This window comes from Stenotrophomonas maltophilia group sp. RNC7 (assembly GCF_030910085.1).
In the GTDB taxonomy this organism is placed as follows: Bacteria; Pseudomonadota; Gammaproteobacteria; order Xanthomonadales; family Xanthomonadaceae; genus Stenotrophomonas; species Stenotrophomonas sepilia.
The window spans coordinates 110,547-123,187 of the sequence record NZ_JAVFVN010000681.1; the positions used below are offsets into that span (position 1 = coordinate 110,547).

General features: G+C 67.1%; 10 protein-coding genes. 1 reads left to right on the top strand and 9 read right to left on the bottom strand.

What is annotated here, in order from left to right; translation table 11 throughout:
* The 6 genes from RCF13_RS14630 to RCF13_RS14655 form a co-directional block, all read right to left on the bottom strand.
* Positions 1 to 2,202: a hypothetical protein gene (locus RCF13_RS14630; RefSeq protein WP_308141282.1), complete on the bottom strand. Its 2,202-nt coding sequence runs from the start codon at positions 2,200 to 2,202 to the stop codon at positions 1 to 3.
* Entirely contained in the window at positions 2,199 to 3,383 is a 1,185-nt protein-coding gene (gene wecB / locus RCF13_RS14635; protein WP_134968820.1) for a UDP-N-acetylglucosamine 2-epimerase (non-hydrolyzing), read from the bottom strand. The genes RCF13_RS14630 and wecB overlap by 4 nt, the downstream gene beginning before the upstream one ends.
* Positions 3,384 to 3,649: 266 nt before the next feature.
* Positions 3,650 to 4,684, bottom strand: a complete 1,035-nt coding sequence (locus RCF13_RS14640) for a fimbrial protein (RefSeq protein WP_308141283.1) — start codon at positions 4,682 to 4,684, stop codon at positions 3,650 to 3,652.
* Entirely contained in the window at positions 4,675 to 7,239 is a 2,565-nt protein-coding gene (locus tag RCF13_RS14645; protein ID WP_134968823.1) for a fimbria/pilus outer membrane usher protein, read from the bottom strand. The genes RCF13_RS14640 and RCF13_RS14645 overlap by 10 nt, the downstream gene beginning before the upstream one ends.
* Before the next feature lie 92 nt (positions 7,240 to 7,331).
* Entirely contained in the window at positions 7,332 to 8,060 is a 729-nt protein-coding gene (locus RCF13_RS14650; protein ID WP_061478428.1) for a molecular chaperone, read from the bottom strand.
* A gap of 85 nt (positions 8,061 to 8,145) precedes the next feature.
* Positions 8,146 to 8,685, bottom strand: a complete 540-nt coding sequence (locus RCF13_RS14655; RefSeq protein ID WP_005415238.1) for a fimbrial protein — start codon at positions 8,683 to 8,685, stop codon at positions 8,146 to 8,148.
* A 459-nt stretch (positions 8,686 to 9,144) separates the two neighbouring features.
* On the opposite strand from RCF13_RS14655, the gene RCF13_RS14660 reads away from it, so the two are divergent.
* Entirely contained in the window at positions 9,145 to 9,510 is a 366-nt protein-coding gene (locus RCF13_RS14660) for a hypothetical protein (protein WP_049414538.1), read from the top strand.
* Between the two features lie 10 nt (positions 9,511 to 9,520).
* Here the strand turns inward: RCF13_RS14660 and pncB are convergent, their stop codons facing one another.
* The 3 genes from pncB to RCF13_RS14675 form a co-directional block, all read right to left on the bottom strand.
* Positions 9,521 to 10,699: a nicotinate phosphoribosyltransferase gene (pncB, locus tag RCF13_RS14665; protein WP_019661015.1), complete on the bottom strand. Its 1,179-nt coding sequence runs from the start codon at positions 10,697 to 10,699 to the stop codon at positions 9,521 to 9,523.
* A 105-nt stretch (positions 10,700 to 10,804) separates the two neighbouring features.
* Positions 10,805 to 11,644 carry a glycosyltransferase family 2 protein gene (locus RCF13_RS14670; protein WP_308141284.1) on the bottom strand — a complete coding sequence of 280 codons (840 nt, stop codon included), beginning with the start codon at positions 11,642 to 11,644 and terminating at the stop codon, positions 10,805 to 10,807.
* Entirely contained in the window at positions 11,641 to 12,492 is an 852-nt protein-coding gene (locus RCF13_RS14675) for a glycosyltransferase (protein ID WP_061478430.1), read from the bottom strand. Before RCF13_RS14675 ends, RCF13_RS14670 begins: the two co-directional genes overlap by 4 nt.
* Positions 12,493 to 12,641: the final 149 nt, after the last annotated feature.

The window sequence follows — 12,641 nt, forward strand, 5'->3', positions numbered from 1 at the left end:
TCAATGTCCTGCGTTGGCGGACTTGCGGCGGCGCACCTGGGTGACGCGGGCGGCCAGCAGCGCGAATACGATCACGCCGACCAGCAGCAGCAACCAGACCATGTGCCGTTCCCACTTCGATTGCGGATTTCCGTCGTGCGCGAGGCGAGTGCCATAAGGATCCTGGCGGTCGAATTCGCGCACGACATCAGTGCCGTCAAGCACGGCCAGATCGCCGCGCAGCAACCGGAACGGTGCGCTGAACGACGGTGCCTGTGCGCCGAGGTCGCTGTAAAGAACGCCCAGCTGGCCTCCGGACGAACCCACCTGCACCACCGCGGCGTGATCCAGGCCGCTGACATCCAGCAGCGGTTGCGACGTGCCACCGACGCGCAGGTGGCCATCCTTCAGGCCGACCACATCGACACCGGCCGGTGCAACGCCGAAGGCCAGCCATGGCGCGCCCGGGCTGACCGCGGCACCGGCGTCGACCACCTTCAGTTCCGACGCCTCCGGCGAAGCGCCCACTGCACTGGCCACCGCGATGACCTTGCCCAGCGAGGCCGGTGCATCCTGCAGCCAGGCGCCGGGCACGAACACCTGGTTGCCGCGTGACAGCTGGCTGCTGGCACCGACGAAATCACTGCCCAGCGAGCGCCTGGCCAGGGTCAGGTGGCTGCTGGGCAGGATCGAGACTGGATAGCCGGTCGCCGGATCGTGGCAGTAGGGGCGTGCCGGTTGGCGCAGGAAGCTGACACGGATCTCGTTGCGCGCCGACAGCGCGTAGGCCGGTACCTTGGCCACCAGCCGTTGCGGTTGGCCGTTGGCCGACAGCACCTTGCCGCCCAGCAGGTAGTCGTTGAGGTAGATCGTGGCCACCGCGCCCTGACCCGCCGCATTGGGGGCCGCCGAGACATCGATCACCACTTGCTCGGGCAGGCGGCCATCGGCCGACAGCGTACCCAGATCGAAGCTGGCGCTGCGGTCGGCGCGGGTCACCACATCCATGGTTCCGGCGATGTTTCCGAGCCGGCTCAGCAGTACCTGGTCACCGTCCAGTTTGGGCGTTCCTGCTGCGCTGACCTGCAGGCTGCGGCCCAGCGCATAGCTGCGCCACTGTTCGGCGAACAGTCCGGCAACCTTGCCCGCTGCCGCCGGGTCGACCACCAGCGTCGGACGGCCTGCAACGGCCACCACGCTGACCGAGGCGCTGGTCGCGGGCTTTTCCAGGCCACCCATGTCGGTACCGCGCCACGCGGCGAACGCCGTGCCCGCGTCGGCGCCAGTGGTGGCAACCTGTGCGGCCAGCGCATCCAGCGCCGCGCGTACGCCGACGCGCAATGCATCGCTGCCGATCATCACATCGGCGGCCAACGGCCCGCTGTCACGCAACGACAGCAGCGCTCCCACTTCGGCCAGGTCCTTGATCGCGTGCACGCGCTCGCCCGCGGCCAGCGCGGCGTACGCCGGCACGCCCTGCAGGCTGGCCGGGATGCTGATGCCGGCCAGGTCGACGCTGTCGCCGACCTTGGGCAGCGCCACCACCTGCACCTGCTTGCCGCCGGCCTGCAACGCGGTACCAATGCGCCAGGCGGTATCATAGGTGGGCGCCTGCAGCGCCTTGCCCTCCACCAGCAGGCGCACCCGCGGTGGCAGCGCGCCCCAGGCCTTGGCCACGGTATCCACGGCACGCCCATCGAAGCGGTAGCTGAAGCGCGAATCCGGCGACAACCGCAGCACATTGGCCGGCGCACTCTGGTCGGCACATTGATAGTCGGACACGATCGACCACCAGCCGACACCGACCCGCACAAAGCCGTTCTGGCGGGGTTCGCCATCGATGGCAAGCAGCTGGCTGGCATCGCCCTGGGCATCGGTGATCGAGCGCGCGGCGATTGGATCGCCATCCACCGACCACAAGCCCGAGGTACGCCCGGCGTGCCCGCGTACATAGCGCCCATCGAGCTGCAGCTGTGCATCGCGGGTGGCAACACCCGCCGGCACCGGCAGGTAGACCTCGCGCTGGCTCTCCTGCCCACTGAGTACCAGCGGCTGGCGGAAGCCGAGTTCGCGCAGGGTCATCTGCCGGCTCACCGTGCTGTCGCCGCTCCATTCTGCGAACTGGCCGGCGACGCTGTCGGCGGCGTGTGCACTGCCAACCGCGCACGACAGGACGAACGCGGCGGCGGAAACAAACAGGGGACAGCGGCCGGTCTGGCTCATGGCGTCACTTCATGGAGAGGGTGGTGGGCGGCACCGCCGCTGCGGAGACCGGGCGAAAACTCGGGAACGGGAGCGCCACGCAGGGCGGCGACGATGCGGGCGCTGGCGCGGCCGTCGCCATAGGGACTGCCATCGGGGTCGAAACGGGTCGGCTGCGGTGGCTGTGCCAAGGCCGCATTGACCCCCTCGACGATGCGCGAGGGCGTGGTCCCGACCAGCGTCACCACACCGGCCTCGACCGCCTCCGGGCGCTCGGTGACGTCGCGCATCACCAGCACCGGCTTGGCCAATGCCGGCGCTTCTTCCTGCACGCCACCGGAGTCGGTGAGGATGACGTCGGCGCGCTGCATCAGGCGCACGAAGCGCAGGTAGTCCTGCGGCGGCACCAGGTGCACGTTGTCGAGGTTGCCCAGGTGTGCGTTGACCGGTGCCTGGACGTTCGGATTGAGGTGCACCGGGTACAGCACCTGCAGGTCCGGCCGCTGGGCCAGTTCGGCCAGCGCACGGCAGATGTCCTCGAAGCCCTGGCCGAAGCTCTCGCGGCGATGGCCGGTGACCAGCAGCAGGCGGCGCCCGGGGTCGAGCATGTGGAAGGGTTCGTCAGCCTGGGCACGCAGTGCCGGATCGGCATCCAGGCGCTGCACGGTCTGCTGCAGGGCATCGATGACGGTGTTGCCGGTGACCAGGATCTGACCGCCCAGATGCTCACGGGCCAGGTTGGCGCGCGAGCCGGGAGTAGGTGCGTACAACTGATGACCGACCACGTCGATCACCCGCCGGTTCATCTCCTCCGGCCATGGCCGGTTGATGTCGCCGGTGCGCAGGCCGGCCTCGACATGGCCGATCGGAATGCGGTGGTGGAACGCGGCCAGGGCGGCGGTCATCGCCGTGGTGGTATCGCCGTGCACCAGCACGCGATCCGGGCGGACCTGCGTGTAGAGCGCGTCAAGCCGCTCGAACAGCCTGGAACACAGGCCATTGAGGGTCTGGTTGGGCACCATGACATCCAGGTCATGGTCGGCGGTGATCTCGAACAGCGACATCACCTGGTCGAGCATCGCCCGGTGCTGGCCGGTGATGCAGACCACCGATTCGACGTCCGCGGCCTGGGCCAGGGCGCGCACCAGCGGCCCCATCTTGATTGCTTCCGGTCGGGTGCCGAACACCGACAGGACCTTCACCGGGGTGCTCCGGAAGGACGGTGCTGGAAAATGCCAGGAGCTGTAGCCACGTCTGGATCCTTGCGGCGTTACCGTCCAATGCCCGCAGGCAGGAGACGGTCACCTCATGAGGAAACTCCAAATTCGCGACGTCCATCACAATCGATTGATGGCACGTGCGTCGTGGCAGTGATCTTCATCGTTGGAAGATCAAGACGCAGTCAACGCCGCCCGTGGGACGGGCGACGTTGCGGCGGAACGCAGCAGGGGCAGCCGCCCGGGCGGCCTTACTCGTACTGGATGGTGAAGGTGGCCTGGCCGTTCGCGACACCTGCGCCGACTGTGCCAGCCTGGGTCTGCACATAGCGCGCACGCAGCGGCAGCGCCATGACGCTGGTCCCCGGCGCGGTGGTGCCGACGTTGATGGTCTGGCCGAAGCGCACTTCGCGCTCGGTGGTGCCAACGCGCTGGACCATCTGGATGCCGATGCGGGTGGCGCTGTTGGTGGCCGCGCTGAGCTTCAGCACGCCCGGCATGTTCGAGCTGTCCTGGTCGGCATCGAGACGGATGCCGATCTTGCTCTGGTAGGCGGCAACATTGCTGCCCTGGCAGTTCAGGCGGATCTCGAAATCACGATCGACCGCGCGCGAACCGACACCGGTGAAGGTGGTGTTGGGCACGCTGCCGAAGTCGACGGCGATGTTGCGGCTGCCGGCCTGCACTTCGCAGGTCGGGCTGACCACGGTGGTGCCCGAGCCCTTGAATGTCGAGGTCAGCACCGGGCGACCGGGGCCATCACCGTCGAAGTAGTAGGTGGTGAAGCGGCCGTTCGGCGCGATCACGCCCGAGCCGGTCTGGGCAGCGGTCTTGATCAGCTGGATGCGGAACGTGCCTCCCACCAGCGAGATGGTGCTGCTGCTGCCGAAATTGATGGTGTGCGGATAGTAGGTCTGGATCGCACCGGAGTCCCGGTACAGGCGGATACCCACGCCCGCCACATCGGTTTCATAGACGTTCGAGAAGCCGGCCACCGGACGCTTCTGCGCGGCGTTGACGTACTCGCCAATGGAACGGCCACCGGACCAGTCGCAACGTGCCACGCTGTTCTGCTGGTTGATTGGCTCGCTGATCTCCTTGATCACGCCACCGACCGGCGTGCTGGGCAGGATCACGATCTGGCCCATGTCCATGGTCACGTCCTGCGCGGTGAACCAGCGGGACTGGATGCGGCACGACGCGCTGGCCTGCTGTGCCAGCAGTGCGCCACCCAGCAGTACAAGGGCCGTCAGCGCCTTGCGGCCACGGGAAGAAATCATCGGCATGCTGCCTCCAGCGGGATGAAGCCGGTCTTGGACGCATCGGCGCCCGCCGGAACCTGGTAATCGATGGTGCAGCGCTGGTCGGCACCGGCGCCCCACTCCACCAGCAGGCGACCCTGGTTCTTTTCACTGCGCACGTACAGGCGGCCGCCCTGGCTGACCATGCCGACCGGCTGGCCCTGCTCATCCTTGACCTGCGCACCGAACGGCATGCTGCGGCCATCCGGGTTGCGTACCTGGATCAGCAACGCGTTGCCCTTGCGGGTATCGAAGCGCAGGTAGCTGATGGCACCGGCGAACGGTGCGATCGACTGGCTGGTGCTTTCCAGTTCGACGTCGTGGGCCATGCCCTGCGGATCGAGGGTGACGGTGTTGAGGCGGTACGGCGACACGTACGGCACCACGGCGTAGCCGCGGCCATCGACGCGCAGGCCCGGGGCGTTGCTGACGATCGCATCGCGCGCGCCCGGGGCCTCGACCAGCACCATGGTGTCGCCACGCTGCGGGGTGAACGTGAAGCCGCCCGGATGCACCACCACGCTGCCGTTGGCACCGACCGAGGCCTGGCGGAAATCACGCGAGTGGCTGTAGGTGGCATTCAACGCGGAGTAGCGGCTGCGGTATTCGGCATTGCCGACCGCCGTGGTGCCACCCTCGCGGGAATCGGACAGGGCCACGCCGTAGCTGAAGTTGTTGTCGACGCCGGCCGAACCGGTGATGCCGACGCGGCTGTTGTCGTAGCCACCGCGGTCGCGCACGCCGAGATCGGCACTGAACGACACCGGGTGGGTACCCCGGCCCAGCGGCACGCTCATCGACAGCAGGTACTGGGTGTCGGAACGGCCGAGCACGCCTTCTTCGGTGCGCAGCGCCGAGAAGCCGTAGTTCACCGAACGCCAGGCGTTGTTGTAGCCCACCTGGTACTGCTTGGAGGTGCCGGAGCGGTCATAGAAGTCACGCACCGAACCGGTCACGTACAGCGCACCGCCACGACGGCCCAGCGGCTGGTTCAAGGTCACCTGGAACTGGCTGCGCTGGCGACCACGGGTGGTCGGATCGATGCCGCGCGCGTCCGAGTCACGGCCATACAGCGCGTCCTGCAGGCTGTAGAAGCCTTCGGTCGAATAGCGGTAGGCGGCCAGGGTCAGGTTGGTGCCGGTCTCGCCGATCATGTTGCTGTAGCTCAAGCGCACGCTGGCGCCAGTGTGGCTGCCGTAGTGGTCGAACGAGGTGCGTGCATGGGTGACGTCTGCCGCGAAGGCACCGACCCGCGTGGACAGGCCGACACCGTACAGCAGCGACAGGTAGCCATCGCTCAGCGCGCTGCCGCCGTACAGGGTCAGCTGGTTGCCGATGCCGCGCTGGTAGGTGCCCTGCACCAGCCAGGGTTCGTCGGCCAGCAGCTTGTTGCGCACCTGGCCGGCGGTCAGCGAGTAACGCGACACGCCTTCGCGCAGCATCTGCGGCACCGAGCCGAACGGCACCTTGAATTCGCGGCGGCGGCCATCGGCCTCGATCACGCTCACTTCCAGGTCGCCGCCGTAGCCGGTCGGGTACAGGTCATCAATGACGAAGTTGCCCGGCGAAACGGTGGAGGAGTAGATCAGCTGCTGGTTCTGGCGCACTTCGATGCGTGCGTTGGTTTCGGCGATGCCGCGCACGACCGGCGCGTAACCGCGCAGCGAATCGGGCAGCATGCGATCGTCGCTGGCCAGGCTGGCACCACGGTAGCCGATCGAGTCGAACAGCTCGCCCGTGGTATAGGCCTCACCGATGGTGAGCATGCCGCGCACCTGCGGGATGCCGCGCTGTGCGTAGGTGGCAATGCTCTGCCAATGGCGGCCGTCACCCTCGGACCAGGTCAGGTTAGAGTCGTGGCGGAACTGCCAGCCGCCCAGGTTCAGGCCGGCATTGAGGCCGAGATAGGCACTGCGGTTGCGCTGGCCACCTTCGACACGGCTGTTGCTGTCGATGGCATTGAAGCTGTAGCCGACGAAACCGGCATTGATGCCGCGGTCCCACAGCGCCGGGTTGACGTAGCCGCGTGCCTCACGGCGCAGGAACACCTGCGGGATGCTGAGGTCGTAGCGCAGGTTGCCGCTGTCGTAGACACCGTAGGCGTTGGCCATGCGCTGCTGCACCGGCACGCAGCTGGCGGTGTCGGTCGGCAGCGTCGGGTCCTGCTGCAGCAGCACGGCCTCGCTGTCCACGCCCATTTCCTCCAGCATCGGCAGCGGCAGGCAGGCGTCGACACGGCCCTGTGCATCGGCCTTGAACTGCAGGTCACGACGGCCCTGCCAGGCACCGTTGACGTAGACATCGACACGGTAACTGCCGGCAACCATCGGGTTGCCATTGCTGAAGGCCGCCAGGTCGACCTGCTTGGCCTGGCCGGACAGGAAGCTGGAATTGAACTGGGCCGATTCCGGTGCACGCGCATTGGCCGCACCACTCTGCGCCATCAGCGCCTGTTCGCCGAGATTGGCCGGTGCAGCCAGCGCCCATCCTGGGCAGGCCGCGCCAACAACCAGCAGGCAAAGCGCCTGATGGATCGACAATGTCAATCTGTTTCCGATCACACTGACATTCCTTCAATTCGCCGCACGGCGGCGGTGGCGGGATGCGCCGGCCCATGGCCGGCGCGGCGCGTTCAGCCCCCGGTGCTGTCGAGGCGGACGGTGTGCTCGACCCGGCCGCCGTAATCATTGATGGTGATGAAGCGCACCTGCTGCGTGCCCGCCGGTGCGGCGAACTCCAGGCTCTGCTTCGGCGCGACCATCGCGCCCTTGTCCTCGACGGCCTTTTCGCTGCTGCCGGTCACGGCATGCACTTCGGCCAGAGTGACGTGGAAGGGGCTCGGGTTTTCCACCCGCAGGCGGTCGCCATTGCGGGTCCAGCGCAGCGCTGCCGGTGCGTCGTTGGCGACGCCCTTCAGGCCCTGCGGCCGGTAGAAAAGCTTCAGGCGCGAACGGAACGCGACCTGCAGGTAATTCTGGTCACCACTGTCGGCGTTGTCCGGCGACGGCGGTACGTCCAGCACATTGAGCCAGAACACCGTCTCGCGATCGGTCGGCAGCTGTGCGCCGGAGAAGATCAGGCGCAGCGCCTGGCTGCGGCCCGGCTCGACGCGCGCGATCGGCGGCGTCAGCACGAACGGAGCATCACTGGTATCGGCGGTCTGGTTGGCGTCGCCACTGTCGATCCAGGCCTGGACCAGTGCGGGCGAGTCGCCCACGTTGTCGACCTGCACGGTGACTTCGCGCGCCTGTGCCGGGTAGATCACCCGCGTGCCATTGACCACCACGCCGGCCAGTGCGTTCTGGCAGAGGGGCAGCGTGAACGCTGCCAGCAGCAGCGCCCGGGGAAAGAGTGCTTTCATCGGAAGTACTACGCTCGAGGGGTGTGGCCAGGGGCCGCGGAGCACTGGCCGGCGCGTACGCCGGCCAATGCGGGTACGGCTACGATCAGTTGTAGATGATCGTGTACTTGACGCTGCTGGTGACGTCGCCCGGGGTGGCGGCGGCAGTGGCGTAGTACTCAGCGTAGTAGTTCAGGTCGGCCGAGCCGTCGGTGCCGACGGTGACCCACTGCGAGTTGGTCTGGGCCAGGCCAGCGCCGGCAGCCTTGATCGGCAGGAACTGGTTGTTCGAGCCCAGCAGCTGCAGCTGCACGTTGGTGGCAGCGTTGGCCGAGGCCTGGTTGACCAGGCGGCCGCTGTTGAAGTCGACGGTCGAACCCGGCTCGAAGTAGGTGGCGACGTTGCCGGCGCTGCACTTGGTCAGGTTGATGGCGAACGGGGTACGGCCCGCAACGGCACCGGCGGTAGCCAGGGTGTTCTTCGACACGGTCGGCAGGGTCACGGCGAAGTCCTTGCCGCCCGGGGTCGAGATGGTGCAGGTCTTGTCGGTCACCTTGCCATTGAAGGTGATGGTGCCGTCGGCGGCGTTGGCGGCCAGCGGAGCGGCGGCCAGCATCAGAGCGGCAATGAGGTTGATCTTGTGCATTCGCTTTTACCTAACCCTACTGAAGAGATGAGAAGTAGAGGAGGAAGCAAGGAGCACTGCCGGGCTAACAAGACCCATCCTTGCGTCTCACCTGTGGCCGGACTCGGACATACCTTCCCCTGAATCCGTGACGCAAGTATATGCACAACTGTGATGAAAGTCTCATTATTTTTCTGAACGCCAATTCATTGACGCCATAAATGTGACGTGATAAGCGGAATCAGCGCCTGGGACGCGTGGAAGATTTGACGACGGGGCCGCCAGGTCGCGGACAACCGTGGATGACGCGTTGAGAGGCGCGTTCGGCAGGCGCGGAAACAGGCATTTTTCAGGCGGAAATCACCTTATTTGATGCGCATCACTCTTTCTTGGTGATGGCCCTAGCAGATTCGGATTTGTCCTATTAAAGGCGGATCGAACCTGTCGCTAACTAGGACACACCGAACCAGAGAACGTGTCATGAGGAATTCCATTCTGCTGTGTGTGGCCCTGATGTCCGTCAGTGCGCTGGCCCAGGCCAGCAGCGGCAGCATCCGTTTCAGCGGCCGCATCGCCGAGCCGGGCTGCACGACGAACCTGTCCCAGGGTGAGCTGAGCCTGGCGGCCTGCCCGCCGTCGGCCAAGGGCTCGACGGTGGAAGTGACGGCACTGGCCGATGGCCAGGCCGCGACGCTGCGCGATGGCAAGCGCCAGGGCCAGAAGCTGTCGGTGTCGGCCAGCGCGATGCGCGCCGGCGATATCGCCTTCTCCGAGCGTTACAGCGTGCAGGCTTCGAAGCAGCAGCCGCTGCAGGGCGCCTACCTGGTGGTGGTCGACTACCTGTAAGCCGACGTATTTACGCCGGCGGCAGCTCGAAGACCTGGCGCAGGTAGGCCAGGTAACCCGGGTCGTCGCACATGCTCTTGCCGGGCGAATCGCTGAGCTTGGCCACCGGCTGGCCGTTGCAGCGGACCATCTTGATGACGATGTTGAGCGGCGTCGGGCCCAGGTCATTGGTCAGGTGGGTGCCGACGCCGAACGCGACCTGGCAGCGACCACGGAAATAGTCGTACAGGCGCATCACCTTGGCGATGTCGAGCCCATCGCTGAACACCAGCACCTTGCTGCGCGGATCGACGCGACGCTGCTGGAAGTGCGCCAGCATGCGGTCACCCCAGTCGAACGGATCGCCGGAGTCATGGCGCACACCGTCGAACAGCTTGCAGAAGTACATGTCGAAGTCGCGCAGGAACGCATCCAGGCCGACCACGTCGGACAGCGCGATACCGAGGTCACCGCGGTACTCGCGCGCCCACGATTCCAGTGCCGCCACCTGCGAATCACGCAGGCGCGGGCCGAGCGCCTGGAACGCCTGCAGGTACTCGTGGGCCATGGTGCCGTGCGGGGTCATGCCGTACAGGCGCGCGAAGTGGACGTTGCTGGTGCCGACCAGCTGCGGGCCGAGCGCGTCGCGCAGCAGCGGCAGCAGCCGGGCATGCCAGTCGCGCGAGTAGCGGCGACGGCTGCCATAGTCGGCGATGCGGCATTGTTCGAAGCCGGGGGTATCGCGCAGCAGCGCGGCCTTGGCCTGCAGGCGGCGCTCGCCTTCGGCGAAGTCGGCCGTGGTGGTGTTGCGGAACCAGACTTCGTTGATGATCGCCAGCAGCGGCACTTCAAACAGGATGGTGTGCAGCCACGGGCCGGTAATGTCCAGTTCGATCTCGCCGGGCACGGCCGTCGACGCGCGCAGCTGGATGTACTTGCGGTCGAGGTGGAACAGGCCGAGGAAATCGGCGAAATCCGGCTTCACGAAGCGCAGGCCACGCATGTAGTCCAGCTCCGCGTCGCTGAAGCGCAGGCTGCACAGGTGGTCGATCTCTTCGTCGATCTGGTCGATGTAGTGGGCCAGGTCGATGCCGGGCGTACGGCACTTGAACCGGTACTGCACCTGGGCGCCGGGGTGCTGGTGCAGCACCGCCTGCATCATGGTGAACTTGTACAGGTCGGTGTCGAGCAGGGACTGGATGATAGGCATGGAGCGGATTATGCGCCCGGCGGCGTGAACCGTGGTCGCGCCCGCCTTCCGTAGAGCCGGGCCACGCCCGGCTGGATTGTTGCCTGAGCCGAGCGTGGCCCGGCTCTACAACGACCTGCGCAGCAGGCGCGGCACCAGCATCGCCGCATGCGCCCAGATCGCGGCCCACACCGCAATGCGTACCGGCAGCGTGCGCTGCCTGGCCTCGAACTTCTGGAAGTAACGCCACAGCCCCCTGTGCTTGTGCCATTCCACGAAGAATGGCCGCGAGCGGCTGGAGACGCCGCGCACATGGGTAACCTGCAGGTCGTTGGCGATCGCCACCACCGCGCCGGCCTCGCGTGCGCGGCGGCACAGATCCAGGTCCTCGGCATGCAAGCGGTAACCCGCATCCCAGCCACCGATGCGCTCGAACAGGGTACGCGGCATCATCAGCAGCGCGCCGGACAGCGCCGGCACCGGCTGCACGGCCTGGTGTGGATCGCGCGGAACCGCCAGCTTCGAACCCTTGCCCGGCGAGCGCAGCATCAGCAGGAAATCCGGATCGCGACGGCGCACCGCTTCATCGGCGTGGCCGTGCTCGTCCACCTGCTCCACGCCCAGCAGGCAATCGCCCAGCACCTCGCCACGGCTGCGCAGTTCGGTCAGGGTGTCCGGCTCAATCATCAGGTCCGGGTTGATGAAGGCCAGCCAGGGGCTGTGCGAGTCGGCCACGCCCTGGTTGTTGGCGGCGGCAAAGCCGGGATTGTCCGGATTGCCGACGAAGCGCACGCGCGGGTCATGGCTGGCATGCCGCTGCACGATGTCCAGCGTGCCATCCAGCGAACCATTGTCGATCACCCGGATCTCGGCGATGTCCTGCGCCTGGCGCAGGCGCGACAGGCAGGCATCGATGGTGCTGCCACTCTGGTAGGTGACGACGATGGCGGCAATGGCTGCATTCAAACGGGAGGCTCCGGCGCGGGCGGGACGAACAGGTCGCCCTGTTCCTTCGGCATTATCGCCTGCCGCATGCGCTGCTGCAGGTCGGCACGCAGACCGTGCAGTGGATCGTGCATCAGGAAATCGGCCAGCCGCGGCACCCAGGCCGGCCAGCGTGCCGCCAGGGCCTCCAGGTCGCCATCGCGGCTGACCGCCTCTCCTGCCCGGCCGACGAACGCGGTCTCGCACAACACGTTGCGCCAGCCCAGGCCCGCCATGCGCAGGCTGAGGTCGATCAGCGCGGCATTCCAGCCGGCATAGCTGTCCACGTCCAGGCCACCGGCACGGCGGCGCGCGTTGCCACGTACCAGCACCGCGTGGGTGACTGCCGATGGCAGCTCCGGGTGAAGCGTGGGCAACGTGGCGCAGGTATGCGCCAGCAAGGCCGGGTCATGGGGTTCGGGATTGATCTCGCCCAGCCGTGGCCACGCCGCGGTCTCGCCGGCGTTGCACCAGGGAGTCGCTGTGGCGATGGCGGCATCGCGGGCGAAGGCATCCTGCAACTGCTGCAACCAACCGGGCGACGGCACGCTGTCCGGTGCCAGCACGGCCACGTCCAGGCCATCGCAGGCGCGCAGCATCTCATCCAGATGGGCAACCTCGCCCAGTGGCCGCGCGCGCCGGGTGTATTCGGCCTGCAACGGCGTATGCGCCAACCAGTGCTCGACCACGGCCTGCGCACGCGGCCCTGCCTGCGCGTCATCGGCCAGCCAGACCGCAGTGCCCGGCGCGGTGCCGGCATCCAGTGCGGCCAGGCAGCGGTCCAGCGCGGCATCGTCCACGCACAGCGGCAACAACACGATCGCCCCCATCCCGCCTCCGTGGTTGTCGGTGGTCACAGCGTAGCACTGGGAGGGTATCGGCCGGGTTGCACCCGGCACCCGCAGAGGCCAGAGCCAGAGCCAGAGCCGAAGCAACAGCCGGAGCAAAAGCTGGGTTCCTGGGGGGATGGCGGGGTGGG